A 15,683-nucleotide genomic window follows, 5' to 3' on the forward strand; every position below is an offset into this window, starting at 1 on the left:
TCCGGCGCATCGCGCCGGAAGACTATGACCGCAGCGGTTACTTCTTGCCGCTGGCCGCCGCGACCTCGGCGGCGAAATCGGATTCCTGCTTTTCGATTCCCTCGCCGAGAGCATAGCGCACAAAGCCGGCAATCTTCACCGGCGCTCCGACCTTGCCCTCAGCTTCCTTCAACGCCTGCGCCACCGACTTGCCGGTGTCGTGGATGAAGGCCTGATCGAGCAGGCAGACTTCTTTGTAGTAGGTCTTGAGACCGGACTCGACGATCTTTTCGATCACGTTTTCCGGCTTGCCCTGCTGGCGATACTTGTCGGCGAGCACGTCCTTCTCGCGCTTCACGACCTCGGGGTCGAGGCCGGACGAATCCAGCGCCAGCGGGTTGGTCGCGGCCACATGCATCGCAAGCTGACGGCCGAGCTGCGCGAGCTCATCGGTTTTACCGGTGGACTCCAGCGCGACCAGCACGCCCATCTTGCCGGCGCCATCGATCACCGCACCGTGGATATAGCTCGACACCACGCCCTTGCCGACTTCGAGCGAAGCCGCGCGGCGCAGCGTCATGTTCTCGCCGATGGTCGCGATCGCGTCCGAAATCGCGGTCTCGACGGTGACGCTGCCGACCTTGGCCGCCTTGATCTTCTCGACGTCGGCGCTGACGTCGAGCGCGACCTGCGCGATCATCTTGACGAGGCCCTGGAACTGCTCGTTGCGAGCGACGAAGTCGGTCTCGGAGTTGACCTCGACCACGACACCCTTCGGGCCCGAGGTGACGGCGCCGATCAGGCCTTCCGCTGCCACGCGGCCAGCCTTCTTGGCGGCCTTCGACAGGCCCTTCTTGCGCAGCCAGTCCTGGGCGGCTTGCATGTCGCCGGCGGTTTCGGTGAGGGCCGCCTTGCAGTCCATCATGCCCGCGCCAGTCGACTCGCGCAGTTCCTTGACCATTGCCGCAGTGATCGTTGCCATCGTTGAATACCCTTCTTGCCTGTGAGCGGCGGGCCCGGCGCGCTTTGCGCCGGGCCGCCATTAGCTACAGGGAATGCCGTAATCTGGGGACGGAACCGGTGGCCGGAAGGCCCGGCCACGCAGCGTACCAATTATTCCGCTTCCGCGGTGAGCGCCTTGGCCTGGGCGACCCAGGCATCGGCCCGGCTCGGAAGACCAACCTCTTCGCCGATCTTGTGCGCGGTATCGTGGTCGAGCTCGGCAAGCTGCCAGTAGTGGAAGATGCCGAGGTCGTTGAGCTTCTTCTCGATCGTGCCCGACACGCCGGTGAGCTTCTTGAGGTTGTCGGCGGTGCCGCGCGGACCAGCCAGGCCCTGGAAGCCGGAAGTTTCGGCCGCGACCGGAATTTCCTCGCGGACCGGCTGAACGGCGGCACCGATGTCGATGCCCGCCTCGCCCTGCGCGCGCGAGATGCCGTCGATGGCGGCGCGGGCCACCAGGTCGCAATACAGCGAAATGGCGCGGCCGGCGTCATCATTACCCGGCACCACATAGGTGATGCCCTTGGGATCGGAGTTGGTATCGACGATCGCGGCGACGGGAATGTTAAGCCGCTGCGCTTCCTGGATCGCGATGTCTTCCTTGTTGGTGTCGATCACGAAGATCATGTCGGGCAGCCCGCCCATGTCCTTGATGCCGCCGAGCGAACGGTCGAGCTTGTCGCGCTCGCGCTGCAGCGTCAGCCGCTCCTTCTTGGTGTAGGAGTTGGCTTCGCCCGACGACAGCACCTCATCGAGGTGACGCAGGCGCTTGATCGAGCCCGAGATCGTCTTCCAGTTGGTCAGCGTGCCGCCGAGCCAGCGCGAATTGACGAAATACTGCGCCGAGCGCTTGGCCGCTTCGGCAACGCCGTCCTGTGCCTGGCGCTTGGTGCCGACGAACAGGATGCGGCCGCCCTTGGCGACGGTGTCGGACACCGCCTGCAGCGCGCGATGCATCATCGGCACGGTCTGCGCGAGGTCGATGATGTGGATGTTGTTGCGGGCACCGAAAATGTAATCCGCCATCTTCGGATTCCAGCGGTGGGCCTGGTGGCCAAAGTGCACGCCAGCTTCAAGCAGCTGGCGCATGGAAAAATCGGGTAGCGCCATCGTAATAGTTCTCCGGTTGGTTCCTCCGGAAACGTGTGAGCAAACGAGCCTGGTTGGCCCGGTTGCCACCGGACGGCCTTTGAGAGCCATGTTTCCGTGTGAGATGGCGCGCTATATAGCCGGATTCCAGCCAGAAGCAAGGAAATACGGCCGGATTTTCCGGCCCTCAGCCCCGCGATTTAGGCCCCGTCTCGGGCCAGACCCGTAGGGTCTGGCCCGTTAACAATCAGCATCAACAATCAGCATCGCGCACCTGGCGGGCATGGTCTGCCCGCAGGCGCCGGTGCAGGCGCAGCCATTCGCGGCGGCGGTGCTGCTGCTGCTGGTGCAGCCATCCGTGGGGGCGGCGGCGGAGGTGCCGCCATACGCGGTGGCGGAGCCGGTGGCGCGGCCATCCGTGGCGGCGGCGGTGGGGGTGCGGCCATGCGCGGCGGCGGGGCCGGTGGCGCGGCCATGCGCGGCGGCGGGGCCGCTGGCGCGGCCATCCTGGGTGGAGGCGACGGTGCGGCCATCCTCGCCGGTGGAGGCGGCGCGGCCATCCTGGGCGGGGGCGCGGGAGCAACACGTGCTGCCGGCGGTGGCGGGGATCTTGCCCCGTGCACGGCAGACGGTGGCGGGGCTCGCTGCAGCTCAGGTTGCGATTGAGGTTTCGGAGCAAGCGCAGCGGCCGGACGTGACGGCGCGGCGGCGGTCGGGGGCGGCGCTACCGTTGGTTGCCGGCCTGCCGGAGCGGCGGGAGCCGTCGCGCCAATGGCGGGCCGCGCGCCGCCGGCCGCCCCGGGAGCGGTCGGCGCCGGCGCCCCTGGGGGCGAAGCGGCCGGCGCGGGCCTTGCGTTTGGATTGATGGCGGCGCTCGGCTGCGCGGGAGGCGCAGGTGGCGCGCCCCTGGCACCCGGAACCGGAAGTGCGTTTGTTCTCGGCAAAGGCTGCGTCGACGGCGGAGCGGCGGCTGGCGCGTTCGCTGGCTGCACCGCGCCCGGCCGTCCGATCTGTCCAGGAGCGCCGGGCAGACCAGTTCGCACGGCAGGGTTAATCGTAGCGCTCGGCGGCACCGGTGCCTTGCCCTGCTGGATCAGCGTGGCCCGTTGTGCGACCGCGGGCGGCAGCACAGGCGTGGCGCCCCCCTGCCCGGGCGCAATCACTCCAGCTGGGACGCCGGGGCGTGTCATGCCGGTGGCGCCGGGGCGTGCCATGCCGGCGGCGCCGGGCCCTGCGGCGGGCGGCGGCGGCCCGCGTCTGTTGATGATGCTGTCGATGACGGCCCGGTTGTGAATGTTGGCAAAGATGACGTTGTTCGGCGGCGGCGCCACATAACGCGGAGGCCTGACGTAGACCGGAATCGGCACGAACACCGGCTGCGGCAGGATGAACAACCCGACCGGCGGCGGTGGTGGCTCCAGCACCACGAAATCATCCGGCGGTGGCGGCAGATAGTAGACCGGCGCCGGTGGCGGCGGGACAAAATCGAACTCAGGGTCGCCGAACGCCAGCACGGGGCGATCGATATAAACGATCTCTTCCGGCGGCGGTGGCGGCACGTCGTAGTCGATGACGTCGAATGTCGGCGGCGGCTCGAGCGGCGCTGTGAGAATGGCCAGCCGGCGGCGCGCATCGGCCGCATGTGGCCCCCGCGGATAACGTTGCAGATACGACCAATAGGCGTTCGGGGTATCCGTGCGGTAGGTGCGACGCCAGGTGATCGCTTCACGCCGCGCCGCCGCGATCGCCCTCACCCGCTTGGCCAAAGGATCGCTCCCATAGGCGGCGAGAAACTCCTCATATCCCTGCAGCGTGTCGCGCTCGAGCGCCGCGGCGTAGGCTTCCTGCACGCCGAGATCGCGGATTGGTTTATCGCGGATGGCGGCGACCTGATCAGGCGCCCCCGGGGCCGGCGCATCGGGGGCGCGTTCGAAGAAGGTGAAGATAGCATCGACCTTCTGGCTGTCCCACGGCACCTGTGCGCCCTTGCTCGCTTCGTTGACGCGAAGCCGCACGCGATTGAACACCTCCGGCAGCGGCAAACCACCGGTGCGGATCATCTCGGCCAGCGACTGGGCGTAGATCCCGTACGGCCCCTGCTCGGTCGGCGCCACGGTGCCGGGCGCCGCATTGAACGCGATCAGCATGTGCGGGTCCGCCTCGACCAAGGCGAGACCGCTTGCGATCTGTCCGTTGACGAAAGGCTGCTGCCGCGCTGCGTCCAGCACGACGATTCCAGCCTTCAGCGGCAACGACGCGAGCTGCCGGATGTAGTCGCCGGTGCGCAACGCCTCGATTGGAACATCGGTGTCACGGTTGATCGCTGAATCCACCGGAACGAAATAATTGTCGCCCGCCAGCTGCAGCCCGTAGCCGGCGAGATACACCATCGCGACCGTATCCGGTCCCGAGCTTTCGGCCTTCTGGATGAAATCGCGGAAACTCTTGCGCAGCGTGTCGCCGTCGAGATCGCGGGCGCCGATCACGTCGAAGCCGGCCGCCTGCAAGGTCTGCGCGATCAGGCCCGCATCATTCGCCGCTGTCGCGAGCGGCGATTTCGCGTAAGCGCCGTTGCCAACCACGAGCGCAATTCGCTTTTCCGGTTGCTGTGCGGCGGCGGCGTGGAAATAGCCAGCAACGCCGGCCGTCGCCGCGAGACAGATCGAAAGGATCGACAAACTTCTTAGTAACCGCCGCATGGATCCCACCCTGTCGCCGCCCGAGTGCCGTATGGAAGGCGCCTCAAGCTGAACATTTCTTGAACAATTGCGCTCTCAGCAAGGCATCGCAGCCGGCTTCGTCCGGTTCCGGCACCGAAATCGGCATTGTCGGCGCTTCCCGGCGGGCGTATCCTTTCGCTCAGATCGCCCGCATCGTGAGGCGACGGCGCGAGTTCCTCCCGATGTGGCGGATTGCCCATGCAATGGAGGAGCCGCCATGACCGTTTCCCCGACCCTGCAAAAATACCTGGATCAAGGCGTCAGTTACGACCTGATCCCCCATGCCCCAACCATGTCATCAACGCGCACGGCCGAAGCCTGCCACGTGCCGGGCGACGCGCTGGCCAAAGCGGTCGTGCTGCGGCGCGACGGCGGTTACATGATGGCCGTGCTTCCGGCCTCGCATCACCTGCACCTGTCCGCCCTGAAAAGTCAGCTCGGCCACAAGGTCGACCTGGCGAGCGAGGACGAAATCGAACGGCTGTTCGGGGACTGCGAGCGCGGCGCCATACCGGCGCTGGGCGAATGCTACGGGCTCGACGTCATCGTCGACGACAGCATCGACGCGCAAGGCGACATCTACATGGAAGGCGGCGATCACACGACGCTGATCCGCATGGATGGTGAGGAGTTCGCACGGCTAACGGCGAAGGCCTGGCGCGGCCACTTCAGCACCCACGATTGAGGCCGCGCGATCCGCCGGCCGCGCCAGCGCGGTCGAGTGATTTCAAGGAGACCCGCGCGCCTGTTCGCGATCAACAGGCGCGAAGGGTCTGACACGTATCATTTCAATCGCGCGAGGGCGCGGCTTCAGTGATGGGCCGCAACGCTCTTCACGCAACCGGCCAGCAAATCATTAGGCGCCAGGCGGCCGACGTCGCCGAGGCTGATCATGCCGACCATTCGCTTGTTCTTGTTGATCACTGGCAGCCTGCGGATCTGCAGCGTCTCCATGTGATGGACCGCCTTAGCAAGGTCGTCGTCCTCCCGGCAGCAATGAATGCCTTCGGTCATCACGTCGCGCGCCTTCGCGCGGGCGGCATCGAACTTGCCGTCTGCAAGTCCTTTGCAGACGATGTCGCGATCGGTCACCATCCCGATCAGCTTGTCGTCCTCTCCAATCGGAATGCAGCCGATGTCATGTTCGCGCATCAGTTTCGCGATTTCGGTAATCGGGGTGTCGGGATTGACCCAGTCGACCCCCTTGTGCATTGCGTCTTTGACTTTCATGGCGGACCTCCGTCACTGCGATTTCAGGTGATAATTCACGTGATGCAGCACAGTTTCCCCCTTTGAACCGCGATTATACGACGCATCGGGTTGGGCCGGAATCGCAAAGGCAATGACAACTTCTTGAAGAAGTTGAAGGCGCAGCGCACAGACCGGAGTGGTCCGTGCGCCACGCCATTTTGCATGTCAGAGCCAAGTTGCAGATCGGAAGAAGCCGAGCTTCTTCGGGCTGTAGCTGACCAAGAAGTTCTTCGTCTGCTGGTAGTGGTCGAGCATCATCTTGTGGGTCGCGGCCGACGCCCGATTGCTTGTAGCCGCCGAACGCGGCGTGCGCCGGGTAGGCGTGATAACAATTGGTCCAGACCCGGCCCGCCTGGATGGCGCGACCGAAGCGGTAGAGCCGGCTGGCATAGCGGCTCCAGATACCGGCGCCGAGGCCGTAGAGCGTGTCGTTGGCGATCGCGATCGCCTCGTCATCGTCTTTGAAGGCGGTGACCGAAACGACGGGGCCAAAGATCTTCTCCTGGAAGATGTGCATCTTGTTGTTGCCCTTGAACACCGTCGGCTTGACATAGAAGCCGCCGGCAAGATCGCCGGGCAGTTCGTTGCGCGCCCCGCCCCGTCAGTACCTGCGCGCCTTCCCCGCGCACTCCTCGCTCCAGACCGTTCCGGTCCACAGGCCACACGCCTTGAACGTCTCGTCATCGGAGACGGGGCCGCGACGGTCGACCGGCACGCCGTTGCGATCGGCCAGCAGCACGCAACAGCCGCCGCCGCCGACCGCCAGAAACAGCCGGTCGAGATTGGATTGCGCGGCGCGCACCAGCGGGTCGATCTGCTGGCGCGTTTTCGAATTCGGCCTGACTCAAGCGACGCGGCAGATTGCGTTCGGCGGGATCGAGACGATGAAAATTCGATGAGCGTCGCCAGGACGCGACCATGGCCGATGTTGCGGCCTAGCCATGCGCGAGCGTCGCCTGCACCTGATCGGCATGCCGCTTGGTAGTCTGCGCCACGCTCCTTCCTCCCCGAATGCAATCCTACCCGGCGAGCGTGACATAGCGAATTGATCTGGATCAAACGAGGGCGATCTTGGTCTATCTCGCGTCAAGCTGCAGGGGGTCGTGGCCAGCACCGCGCCGCTTAGCAGGCGCTGCGCGCGCGACGTTTCTACCTAGCTTCGGTGAAATAGATCCGTGCTCTGTAAGCTCCGAGAGCGCCGATGCCGACATGACATGGCTGTCGCGACGGCGATGGACGCGTCGCTTCACCGGCGTAACGGCAAATCATGCCACCGGCGGGCTATTGGGCCAGCTTAAGCTCCGCGATGGTCATCCTCGCGGCTGCCTCGTCCAGCGGAAAAAAATCGATCGGCCCGGGATTGTCATAGCCCGACGTAAAGGCGGTGCCGAGTGCCAGCCCCAATATTCCGCCGCCGGTAGCGCCCGCGGCGGCGATCATGGCGTTCTTTCTTTTACTTGTCCGCGCCACGAAGAAATAGGTTTGGCCGGCTTGGGCCGTGATTTCATGCCTGGTCACGCCCGGAAACGCGGCCTCCGTAGCTCCCAATTCATGCTTGCCGCTTGGACGATCGGCGAAGGCAAAGGTGCCGGTCTTGAGACCGGACATCGGCGTTCCATCGAGCTGAACGTCCCACGCCCCATCGACAATGCCGCCGAAGCCCTTTTCGCGCAGCACGACGATGCGTGCGTGTCCTGCCTTCGGCGGGCCCACCTTCTGCGCCATCGCCGAGTAATCCAAACCCTCCCTTTGGGTCTCACAGCCACCAAGTAGCAAGACGGAGATCAGTAACGCCACCGCACGCCAAAACACATCACGCCCCATTCCATTCCCCAAGCTTGTCTAGCCAAGGCCGGGAACCGTTGCAATGATACGCGTAGCACCGAACCGATAAAATTAAAGGTTGTTGTCAAAAAGCACCGGCTGCCAATTGTGCAGCGGCACGCCGGATCGCGAACTTCAAGGCCTATAGCGTCTGCACGTCCACCACGCCGGCCACCGCCTTGATCGCACCCGCGATTTGCGGCGAGACCTTGAAGCGGCCCGACAGCTTCATTTCGACCTCGGTCTGCAGGTCGAGCATCATGACGAGCGAGACGTCACCATCAGCGCTGCCGGACGGCGCGGGTGCGGGCTTTGCCGGCTGGCCCTTCGCCAGACCGTTCGATGCTGTGGCTTCCGGCATGTTGAGCCGTCGCGCGATGGACTCCAGCGGCTTGGTGTCGCGAACGAAAATCCGCAGGCCCTTTTGCGTCTTGGCCGCGGCGTCATCCAGCGGCTCGGCATGCAGCACTCGCGCCCGCACGTCCTCGCCCTGCAACTCGGCACCGAGCTGCAGCAAGACGGCAGCTCCCGGCTCCAGTACATCGCGATATTGCGCCAGCCCTTCCGAGAACAGCACGGCCTCGAAATGGCCGGTCGGGTCTGACAGGCCCATGATGCCCATCTTGTTGCCGGTCTTGGTGCGCCGCTCCATCCGCGACACCACGGTTGCCGCGACCTTGCCTGCGGTCGCGCCGGTCTTCACGGCGCGCGAGAATTCCGCCCAGGACTGCACGCGCAGCCGCTTCAAGACGGTCGCGTAGTCGTCGAGCGGATGGCCGGACAGGAAGAAGCCGATGGCGTCGTATTCGCGCCGCAGCCGCTCGGCGGGCAGCCACGGGTCGATCTGCGGCAGCATGATGGTCGGCGCGTCGGACGCATTGCCGAACATGTCGTTCTGCCCGATCGTCGCGGCCTCGTGGCTGCGCTGGCAGGCAGCGAGAATGGCGTCGGCCCCGGCAAAGACGCGGGCGCGGTTGGATTCGAGCGTGTCGAAGGCGCCGGCGGCGGCCAGACTTTCGATGATGCGCTTGTTGATGGCCCGCGGATTGACGCGCGCGGCGAAGTCGGCCAGCGAGGTGAACGCGCCTTTCTTGCGCTCTTCGACGATTTGCTCCACCGCCTGCAGGCCGACGCCCTTCAGTGCGGCCAGCGCATAGTAGATGGTGTTCTCGCCGACCTCGAAGGTAGCGCCCGAGCGGTTGATGTTCGGCGCCTCGACCTTGATGCCGAGCCGCTGCGCCTCGGAGCGGAATTCCGAGAGCTTGTCGGTGTTGTTGAGTTCGAGCGTCATCGACGCCGCCAAAAACTCCACCGGATAGTGCGCCTTCATGTAGGCGGTGTGGTAGGACACCAGCGCGTAAGCCGCGGCGTGGCTCTTATTGAAGCCGTAGTCGGCGAACTTGGCGAGCAATTCGAAGATCGTCTCGGCCTGCCCTTTCGGCACGCCGTTCTTGACTGCGCCGGCGACGAATATCGCGCGCTGCTTATCCATTTCGGCGCGGATCTTCTTGCCCATCGCGCGGCGCAGCAGGTCGGCGTCGCCGAGCGAATAGCCGGCCATCACCTGCGCGATCTGCATCACCTGTTCCTGGTAGATGATGACGCCGAAGGTCTCCTTCAGGATCGGCTCCAGGACGGGGTGCAGATATTCCGGCTCCTCGTCGCCGTGCTTGCGCGCGCAATAGGTCGGGATGTTGGCCATCGGGCCCGGGCGATAGAGCGCCACCAGCGCGATGATGTCCTCGAAGCGGTCGGGTCGCATGTCGATCAGCGCGCGGCGCATGCCCTGGCTTTCCACCTGGAACACGCCGACCACATCGCCTCGCGCCAGCATCTGGTAGCTTGCGGCGTCATCGATCGGCAGCGTCGCCAGATCGACATGGATGTTGCGCTGCCTGAGCAGCTTCACCGCGACATCGAGCACGGTCAGCGTCTTCAGGCCAAGGAAGTCGAATTTGACGAGGCCGGCCGGCTCGACCCATTTCATGTTGAACTGGGTCACGGGCATATCGGATTTGGGATCGCGATAGAGCGGCACCAATTCGCTCAAGGGACGATCGCCGATCACGATGCCGGCGGCGTGCGTCGAGGCATGCCGCGTCAATCCTTCGAGACGCTGGGCGATGTCGAAGGCGCGCGCCACCACCGGGTCCTCGTCGCGGAACGCCTGCAGCTTGGGTTCGCCCTCGATCGCCTGCGCCAGCGTCACCGGAGCGGCCGGATTTTGCGGCACCAGTTTGGTCAGCTTGTCGACCTGGCCGTAGGGCATCTGCAGCACGCGGCCGACGTCGCGCAGCACGCCGCGCGCCTGCAGCGTTCCGAAGGTGATGATCTGCGCCACCTGATCACGGCCATAGCGCTGCTGCACGTAATCGATCACCTCGCCGCGGCGGTCCTGGCAGAAGTCGATGTCGAAGTCCGGCATCGAGACGCGCTCGGGATTGAGGAAGCGCTCGAACAGCAGCCCGAAGCGGATCGGATCAAGGTCAGTGATCGTCAATGCCCAAGCAACCAGCGAGCCGGCGCCGGAGCCGCGGCCCGGCCCGACCGGAATGTCGTGCGCCTTGGCCCATTTGATGAAGTCGGAAACGATCAGGAAGTAGCCCGCATAGTTCATGCGGTTGATGACGTCGATCTCGAAGGAAAGACGCTTCTGATACTCCTCTTCCGTCGCGCCGGGCGACAGACCGTGAACCTGCAGGCGCCTTGCGAGCCCCTCCTCGGCCTGGCGCTTCAGCTCGGCCGCCTCCTCGCTCGCCGCATCGGAGGCAGAGCCGGCGCCGACGGTGAAACGCGGCAGGATCGGCTTGCGCGTCTTCGGGCGGAACGAACAGCGCTCGGCGATCTCGATCGTCGAGGCGAGCGCCTCCGGAATGTCGGCGAACAGTACCGCCATCTCGGCGCGGGTCTTGAAGCGGTGATCTGGCGTGAGCTGCTCGCGATCGGTCTCGGCGATCAGCTTGCCGCCGGCGATGCAGAGAAGCGCGTCATGCGCTTCGTAATCGTCGGTCGACGCGAAATATGGCTCGTTGGTCGCGACCAGCGGCAGGCCCTTGGTATAGGCGAGATCGATCAGGCCGCCCTCGACGCGCCGCTCCTTATCGATCCCGTGGCGCTGTAATTCGATATAGAGACGATCGCCGAACAGGCTCGCGAGGCGCTCGCAGCGCGCGGCGGCGAGCGCAGCGTGATCGACCTGCAAGGCCAGCGAGATCGGACCATCCGGGCCGCCGGTCAGCGCGATCAGATCCTCCGCGTCGCCTTCCAGCCAATCCAGCTTGACGTGCGGGGACTGATGGACTGGCGTTTCCAGAAACGCCCGCGAGTTCAGCCGCATCAAGCTGCGGTAGCCGCGCTCTTTTGCCGCCAGCAGCACGATTCGCGATGGCCCCAGCGCCCCACGCGCGTTCGGGTCCTGATCGCCGAAATCGACGGCGAGCTCGCAGCCGACGATCGGCTGGATGCCGTAGCCCGCCATCTTGTCGGAGAATTCCAGCGCTCCGAACATGTTGTCGGTGTCGGTCAGCGCGAGCGCCGGCTGGCGATCGGCTTTCGCCAGTTCGCCGAGCTTGGCGATCTTGATGGAGCCCTTCAGCAGCGAATAGGCCGAATGAACGTGGAGATGAACGAATCCGGCGCTGGACATGGTCGCTGAACGGGCTCTCGCATCATGGTGGGAAGCGATCATCGGCCGCTAGCGCATGCCGACTCGCTCCCGCAATGGTGATGCCTTGGCCGTGCCGAGTCTACGCGGAACGCGCCGTGCGCATCCGTCTTTTCCCCAAGCCGTCGAGGCGGCCCTGGCAACGCCCGATCAAAGCTGCGGAATCACCTGCGCCCACACCGCGATCATGCCGATAAACAGCGCAATCGAGGCCAGCGCCGCCGCTTCTTCCACGAACATCCGCAACATGATCCGACTCCTTACGAGGTGAGAACATATGCGGAACATTGTTCCATTTTTGTTCTAGGAGTCAAGGGCCCGCTCCGAAGGGCCCGTGCGACAATTCCAGCTTGGTTAACCCGCTGCCGCTCCGCCACAACAAAAAGCCCCGGGCAGCGCCCGGGGCTTTCGATGATTCGCGAGAATAGCGAATGATCAGTACTTCGCGACCGCCGGGCCGCCGAAGCGATAGTTCAGGCGAGCCGTGACAAGGTCGACGTCCTGACTGATGCGGTCGGCGCCGAAGAAGCCGCCGGCCGGCGTGGTGAAGGTGTAGGTCCGGTCCTGCATGAACAAGTGATTGTACTCGACGCCAACCGACCAGTTCGGGGCGAAGCCGAACTCGATGCCTGCGCCGACCGTGCCGCCCCAACGGGTGTCGTCGCCGGTGACACCAGCGAGCGCGCCGCCAAGGGTGGTGACGCGGTAGCTATTCGAGGTCACGGCAGCACCGCCCTTGACGTAGAGCAGGACGTTGTTGACGGCATAACCGACCTGACCGGTGAACAGGCCGAACGCATCGACATTCGTGTGGTTGCGGAAACCGGGGAACAGCGTGCTCGCATTGCTGCCCGAGAAGTCGGCCCAGTTGCCCTGGGCTTCAACGCCGAACACCCAAGTGCCGGCCTGCCAGCGATAACCAACCTGGCCACCGACAGTGCCGCCGGTCGCGTCATGGGAGCCCTCCGGGCCAACCAAAACGGTCGGCGGAACTGCATCCCAGTCGTTGCGGCTCGAACCCCAGCCGCCGTTCGCACCGATGTAGAAACCGGTCCAGTCATACACAGCAGCGACCATCGGGGGCGCCTTGGTGTAAGGACGCGCAGCGAGATCAGCAGCGACAGCCGGCGCAGCCGCGCCGAGCGCGATCAGACTGGCCGTAACAAGCAAAACCTTCTTCATTCTTATTCCCGTTCCTTCTTTAACAGCCCCCAAGGCCGCGCATGCTCATAGCATCGTCCGCTCGAATTGCTGTAACCCTACTGCAACAACGCACACCAAACGGCCGCAGTGCGAACGCAAGTTAATGTTATCTCGCAGGCATCTTTTGAAACATTGCGCCGGAGCTCGCCGCAAAACACTCACATTTGATTTTGCGCGGTGATTCACACTGGATTGGGTTGACGAGATTGCGCAGGTACGGCTTGTTTCGATCAACGCGCAGCGCTGATGCGGTGAGAAGGAGAATAGAAATGCGTGGAGCGATTCTGGCCGTACTGACCGCAAGCGGACTGGCTGTCATCGGCGCTGCGCCCGCCGAAGCCGTCGGCACGCGATATCCGTTCTGCCTTCAGGGAAATGAATATCCGGGGCTGAGCTATTGCACGTTCACGAGTTACGAACAGTGTCAGGCGACCGCATCGGGACGTTTTCTCTACTGCATTGCCAATCCCTATTATGTCGGCGAAAGCGAGCCGCCGCCGTCCGCGTATCGCCCGTTGCCCGGCCGCGCGCTGCCGCCGGCCCCGAGCTACGGCAGATAGCAAAACGGCGTCGCCGAGACGCCCCTCAATCCAGCTCTTGCAACGCGCGAACGTGATTTGACGCTCGCAGGCGTTGAATGTCTGCTGGCGTCTGTAAACCCGGACCAATTGCAGCTCTCATGGGAGATTCGGATGCGCGTTCTGGCTTTGGCGATTTTGGCGATCGGTGCCGGAGCGGCGGTGGCACCGGCGCAAGCACAGACATACGATCCCAGCTATCCGGTTTGCCTGCATGTGTATGGCCGGATCAGCTATTACGAATGCCGGTACACCTCCCTGCCCCAATGCAACATGTCGGCATCGGGCCGCTCGGCGCAGTGCGTGATCAATCCATACTACGCATATGCTGGGGTGCCCTCGGCGCATCGCAACAAGCGGTATCGTAGCGCCTACTGACGGTATCGCTATTCGAGCTCGACGACCTGACCGTCGACCAGCGATACCCGCCGATCCATCCGTCCCGCCAGCTCCATGTTGTGGGTGGCGATCAGCATCGCCACCTGCGTCGCCTTCACGAGCTGCATCAGCGCTTTGAAGACATGCTCGGCCGTGGTCGGATCGAGATTGCCGGTCGGCTCGTCGGCGAGTAGCGCCCGGGGCGCGTTGGCGACCGCGCGCGCGATCGCGACACGCTGTTGCTCGCCGCCGGAGAGTTCGGCCGGCCGATGCGAGATGCGATCGCTGAGACCGAGATAGCCCAGAATTTCCTGCGAGCGCTTGATCGTCTCGGATCGCTTGAGGCCGCGGATCATCTGCGGCAGCATAACGTTTTCGAGCGCGGTGAATTCCGGCAGCAGCCGATGCGACTGATAGACGAAGCCGATGTCGGAGCGCCGGATCTGGGTGCGATCGATGTCTGACAATTGCGAGGTCGGCGTGCCCGCGACATAGACCTCGCCGTCATCGGGGCTTTCGAGCAGGCCCGCGATGTGCAGCAGCGTCGATTTGCCCGAGCCCGACGGCGCCACCAGCGCCACCGATTGCCCCGCCCATAGCGCGAGCTTGGCGCCGTTGAGGATGGTCAACGTCGCCTCGCCCTGCCGGTACTCGCGTTTTATCTCGTGGAGATAGATAACGGGTACGTCTTCCGCCTCCTCGGCCATCACGTCCTCACTCGTACCGCAGCGCGTCGACGGGATCGAGGCGCGCGGCACGCCAGGACGGATAGAGCGTCGCCAGGAACGACAGCGTCAGCGCCATGATAACGACCGCGGTGGTCTCGCCGAAATCGATCTCGGCCGGTAGCTTCGAGAGGAAATAGAGTTCCGGCGAGAACAATTCGGTGTTGGTCATCCAGGACAGGAACTGCCGGATGGATTCGATATTCAGGCAGATCAGCATGCCGACGAAGAATCCGGTCAACGTGCCGACCACGCCGATCGCTGCGCCCGTGATCAGGAATATCCGCATGATCGAGCCCTGCGAGGCGCCCATGGTGCGCAGGATGGCGATGTCCTGACCCTTGTCCTTCACCAGCATGATCAGGCCGGAGACGATGTTGAGTGCAGCAACCAGCACGATCATGGTCAGAATCAAGAACATCACGTTGCGTTCGACCTGAAGCGCGTTGAAGAAGGTCGAGTTGCGCTGTCGCCAGTCGACCAGGAACACCGGCCGCCCCGCCGCTTCCGTTACGGTTTTGCGGAACGCGTCGATGCGATCCGGATTGGTGGTGAATACCTCGATCGCGGTGACGTCGTCCCTGCGGTTGAAATAGGCCTGCGACTCCGGCAGCGGCATGAACACAAAGCTGGCGTCGTATTCGGACATGCCGATCTCGAACACCGCCGCCACCTTGTAGGGTTTTATGCGCGGCGTCGTGCCCATCGGCGTCACCGCCCCCTTGGGCGCGACCAGCGTGATGGTGTCGCCGGCATGCAGCGACAATTGATCGGCCAGGCGCCGCCCGATGGTGACGCCCTGCCCCTCGTCGAATCCTTCCAGCGTGCCCTGCTTGATGTTCTTGGCGATCGAGGTGAGGTTGTTCAGGTCAGCCGCCCGCATGCCACGTACCAGCACGCCGGCGGCGTTGAAGGCGGATGACGCTAGCGCCTGGCCGTCGACAACAGGTGCGGCAAGGCGGATGCCCTCGACTTGGCTGATGCGCTCGGCAACATCCTTCCAGTCGGTCAAAGGCGATTCCAGCGGCTGCACCAGTATGTGTCCGTTCAGCCCGAGGATCTTGTCCAGGAGTTCCTTGCGGAAACCGTTCATGACCGCCATCACGATGATCAGCGTGGCGACGCCAAGCATGATGCCGAGGAACGAAAACCCGGCAATGACCGAGATGAAACCTTCCTTGCGACGCGCCCGCAGGTAACGCCCCGACAGCAGCCATTCGAAGGGCGCAAAAGGCCGAGTTCGGGCGTTCTCGTTCATGGTCTCATCCAT

Annotated in this window: 13 protein-coding genes and 1 pseudogene; 3 read left to right on the forward strand and 11 right to left on the reverse strand. The window is 64.3% G+C overall.

Annotated elements, in window-relative coordinates:
• Window positions 1–37: 37 nt before the first annotated feature.
• The 3 genes from tsf to J6524_RS04160 form a co-directional block, all read right to left on the reverse strand.
• A complete protein-coding gene (gene tsf / locus J6524_RS04150; protein WP_225669075.1) occupies window positions 38–961 on the reverse strand; it encodes a translation elongation factor Ts in 924 nt (307 codons plus the stop codon).
• A gap of 131 nt (window positions 962–1,092) precedes the next feature.
• A complete protein-coding gene (locus J6524_RS04155) occupies window positions 1,093–2,091 on the reverse strand; it encodes a 30S ribosomal protein S2 (protein ID WP_225669076.1) in 999 nt (332 codons plus the stop codon).
• A gap of 239 nt (window positions 2,092–2,330) precedes the next feature.
• Window positions 2,331–4,769 (reverse strand): caspase family protein, encoded by a 2,439-nt coding sequence (locus tag J6524_RS04160; RefSeq protein WP_225669077.1) that lies wholly within the window; start codon window positions 4,767–4,769, stop codon window positions 2,331–2,333.
• A 238-nt stretch (window positions 4,770–5,007) separates the two neighbouring features.
• Here J6524_RS04160 and J6524_RS04165 point away from each other — a divergent pair, with 238 nt between their 5' ends.
• Window positions 5,008–5,475, forward strand: coding sequence for an aminoacyl-tRNA deacylase (locus J6524_RS04165; RefSeq protein ID WP_225669078.1), 468 nt, complete (start codon window positions 5,008–5,010; stop codon window positions 5,473–5,475).
• Between the two features lie 125 nt (window positions 5,476–5,600).
• Here the strand turns inward: J6524_RS04165 and J6524_RS04170 are convergent, their stop codons facing one another.
• From J6524_RS04170 to J6524_RS04195, 6 genes and pseudogenes are all read right to left on the reverse strand, one after another.
• Window positions 5,601–6,020: a CBS domain-containing protein gene (locus tag J6524_RS04170; RefSeq protein ID WP_225669079.1), complete on the reverse strand. Its 420-nt coding sequence runs from the start codon at window positions 6,018–6,020 to the stop codon at window positions 5,601–5,603.
• A 186-nt stretch (window positions 6,021–6,206) separates the two neighbouring features.
• Window positions 6,207–6,667 (reverse strand): annotated as a pseudogene (adh, locus tag J6524_RS04175) (aldehyde dehydrogenase); the annotation flags it as partial.
• A complete protein-coding gene (locus tag J6524_RS37575; protein WP_312002296.1) occupies window positions 6,643–6,843 on the reverse strand; it encodes a hypothetical protein in 201 nt (66 codons plus the stop codon). The pseudogene adh and the gene J6524_RS37575, both read right to left, overlap by 25 nt.
• A gap of 479 nt (window positions 6,844–7,322) precedes the next feature.
• Window positions 7,323–7,766, reverse strand: coding sequence for a DUF2846 domain-containing protein (locus J6524_RS04185; RefSeq protein ID WP_225669080.1), 444 nt, complete (start codon window positions 7,764–7,766; stop codon window positions 7,323–7,325).
• Window positions 7,767–8,007: 241 nt separating this feature from the next.
• On the reverse strand, window positions 8,008–11,511 hold the full coding sequence (gene dnaE, locus J6524_RS04190) for a DNA polymerase III subunit alpha (protein ID WP_225669081.1): 3,504 nt from the start codon (window positions 11,509–11,511) through the stop codon (window positions 8,008–8,010).
• 453 nt (window positions 11,512–11,964) lie between these two features.
• On the reverse strand, window positions 11,965–12,711 hold the full coding sequence (locus tag J6524_RS04195) for an outer membrane protein (protein WP_225669082.1): 747 nt from the start codon (window positions 12,709–12,711) through the stop codon (window positions 11,965–11,967).
• Between the two features lie 290 nt (window positions 12,712–13,001).
• Between J6524_RS04195 and J6524_RS04200 the strand changes: the two genes are divergently transcribed.
• Together J6524_RS04200 and J6524_RS04205 are read left to right on the forward strand one after the other, a co-directional pair.
• Window positions 13,002–13,292 carry a DUF3551 domain-containing protein gene (locus J6524_RS04200; protein WP_225669083.1) on the forward strand — a complete coding sequence of 97 codons (291 nt, stop codon included), beginning with the start codon at window positions 13,002–13,004 and terminating at the stop codon, window positions 13,290–13,292.
• A gap of 132 nt (window positions 13,293–13,424) precedes the next feature.
• Window positions 13,425–13,688 (forward strand): DUF3551 domain-containing protein, encoded by a 264-nt coding sequence (locus J6524_RS04205; protein ID WP_225669084.1) that lies wholly within the window; start codon window positions 13,425–13,427, stop codon window positions 13,686–13,688.
• Between the two features lie 8 nt (window positions 13,689–13,696).
• On the opposite strand, the gene J6524_RS04210 is transcribed toward J6524_RS04205, so the two are convergent.
• Both J6524_RS04210 and J6524_RS04215 read right to left on the reverse strand, forming a co-directional pair.
• Entirely contained in the window at window positions 13,697–14,395 is a 699-nt protein-coding gene (locus J6524_RS04210; protein ID WP_225669085.1) for an ABC transporter ATP-binding protein, read from the reverse strand.
• 7 nt (window positions 14,396–14,402) lie between these two features.
• Window positions 14,403–15,683, reverse strand: a complete 1,281-nt coding sequence (locus tag J6524_RS04215) for a lipoprotein-releasing ABC transporter permease subunit (RefSeq protein WP_225669086.1) — start codon at window positions 15,681–15,683, stop codon at window positions 14,403–14,405.

Origin of the sequence: Bradyrhizobium hereditatis (assembly GCF_020329435.1) — a bacterium.
In the GTDB taxonomy this organism is placed as follows: Bacteria; Pseudomonadota; Alphaproteobacteria; order Rhizobiales; family Xanthobacteraceae; genus Bradyrhizobium; species Bradyrhizobium hereditatis.

Coding starts and splice junctions, on each gene's coding strand:
- J6524_RS04205 (WP_225669084.1), top strand. CDS start 13,425: ATGCGCGTTCTGGCTTTGGCGATTTTGGCGATCGGTGCCGGAGCGGCG.
- J6524_RS04195 (WP_225669082.1), bottom strand. CDS start 12,711: ATGAAGAAGGTTTTGCTTGTTACGGCCAGTCTGATCGCGCTCGGCGCG.
- J6524_RS04155 (WP_225669076.1), bottom strand. CDS start 2,091: ATGGCGCTACCCGATTTTTCCATGCGCCAGCTGCTTGAAGCTGGCGTG.
- J6524_RS04200 (WP_225669083.1), top strand. CDS start 13,002: ATGCGTGGAGCGATTCTGGCCGTACTGACCGCAAGCGGACTGGCTGTC.
- J6524_RS04210 (WP_225669085.1), bottom strand. CDS start 14,395: ATGGCCGAGGAGGCGGAAGACGTACCCGTTATCTATCTCCACGAGATA.
- J6524_RS04170 (WP_225669079.1), bottom strand. CDS start 6,020: ATGAAAGTCAAAGACGCAATGCACAAGGGGGTCGACTGGGTCAATCCC.
- J6524_RS04185 (WP_225669080.1), bottom strand. CDS start 7,766: ATGGCGCAGAAGGTGGGCCCGCCGAAGGCAGGACACGCACGCATCGTC.
- tsf (WP_225669075.1), bottom strand. CDS start 961: ATGGCAACGATCACTGCGGCAATGGTCAAGGAACTGCGCGAGTCGACT.
- J6524_RS04160 (WP_225669077.1), bottom strand. CDS start 4,769: ATGCGGCGGTTACTAAGAAGTTTGTCGATCCTTTCGATCTGTCTCGCG.
- J6524_RS04165 (WP_225669078.1), top strand. CDS start 5,008: ATGACCGTTTCCCCGACCCTGCAAAAATACCTGGATCAAGGCGTCAGT.
- J6524_RS04215 (WP_225669086.1), bottom strand. CDS start 15,683: ATGGATGAGACCATGAACGAGAACGCCCGAACTCGGCCTTTTGCGCCC.
- dnaE (WP_225669081.1), bottom strand. CDS start 11,511: ATGTCCAGCGCCGGATTCGTTCATCTCCACGTTCATTCGGCCTATTCG.